This is a genomic window from Streptomyces sp. SM1 (assembly GCF_002910825.1).
GTDB lineage: Bacteria > Actinomycetota > Actinomycetes > Streptomycetales > Streptomycetaceae > Streptomyces > Streptomyces okerensis.
This window is the reverse complement of sequence record NZ_NEUB01000771.1, coordinates 1-1,157: the sequence shown is the minus strand read 5'-3', so window position 1 is coordinate 1,157 and position 1,157 is coordinate 1. Positions and strand designations below refer to the sequence as shown.

General features: G+C 70.3%; 2 protein-coding genes. Both read right to left on the bottom strand.

The window, feature by feature from the left end:
* Window positions 1-40 precede the first annotated feature (40 nt).
* A complete protein-coding gene (locus B9S61_RS23695; RefSeq protein ID WP_103544072.1) occupies window positions 41-793 on the bottom strand; it encodes a sugar phosphate nucleotidyltransferase in 753 nt (250 codons plus the stop codon).
* The coding region (locus B9S61_RS23690) for a DUF5941 domain-containing protein (RefSeq protein WP_258039820.1) at window positions 790-1,157 on the bottom strand (368 nt) is incomplete at its 5' end. The genes B9S61_RS23695 and B9S61_RS23690, both read right to left, overlap by 4 nt.

Genomic DNA, 1,157 nt, shown 5'->3' with positions numbered 1-1,157 from the left:
GGGCGGATGTCGACGACGACCGGCGACGGAATGAGCCGGGTCAGTACTGGCACGCGATCTCCCGTCCGCGGGCGAGGTCGTCGTGGTTGTCGATCTCGACCCACGCAACGTCACCGATCGGCGCCACGTCGATCCGGAAACCGCGGTTCACCAGCTCCTGGTAACCGTCCTCGTAGTACAGCTGCGGGTCCCGCTCGAACGTCGTCTTCAGCGCGTCCGCCAGCTCACCCGCCGCCTCGCCCTCGATCAGCGTGACACCGATGTACTCACCGGTCGCCTCCGCCGGGTCCATCAGCTTGGTGATCCTCGTCATCCCCTTCTCCGGATCGACGACGACCTTCATCTCCTCGTCCGCGAGCTTCTTCACCGTGTCCAGCGCCAGGATGATCCGCCTGCCGTCACCGCGCGCGGCCAGCAGCGTCCTCTCCACCGACACCGGGTGCACGGTGTCGCCGTTGGCCAGGATCACCCCGTCCGCGAGGGCGTCACGCCCGCACCACAGGGAGTAGGCGTTGTTCCACTCCTCGGCCTTGTCGTTGTCGATCAGCGTCAGCTTCAGCCCGTACTTCGCCTCCAGGGCCGCCCGGCGCTCGTACACGGCTTCCTTGCGGTAGCCGACGATGACACCGACCTCGGTCAGCCCGATCTCGGCGAAGTTGGCGAGGGTCAGGTCCAGGACCGTGGGCTCGCCTTCTATGCCCGCGGGCCCCACCGGCACCAGCGCCTTGGGCAGGGTGTCGGTGTAGGGGCGCAGACGGCGTCCGGCGCCGGCCGCGAGCACGAGGCCGATCATGCGGGTTCTCCTTCGTCGTGTACGGCGGGCGCCCCTTCGGACGCCCAGAAACGGATGCTCTCGACGAGCACCACCAGGGCCGCGGCCACGGCGAGGACCGTGAGCGCGGCGGTGAACCGGGAAGCGGTGAGCACGGCCGCCAGCACGGCGACCAGCAGGGTACGGACCTCGTGCCCGCCGGTCGCCCGCACCAGCCAGCGCGGGGGCGCGCCCGCGTTGCCGCGGATGCGGTAGACGGTGTCGTAGTGATGGTAGGCGACCGCGGCCACCAGCCCGTAGGCCGCCGGCAGGGCTCCGTTCACGTCCGCCTCGGCCGCGAGGGCCAGGACGGTGCCGTACTCGGCGGCGCGGAAGAACGGCGGGA

What these genes read in the sequence shown, in the direction of transcription:
- B9S61_RS23695 (WP_103544072.1), bottom strand. Translation starts at nt 793, where the DNA reads ATGATCGGCCTCGTGCTCGCGGCCGGCGCCGGACGCCGTCTGCGCCCC.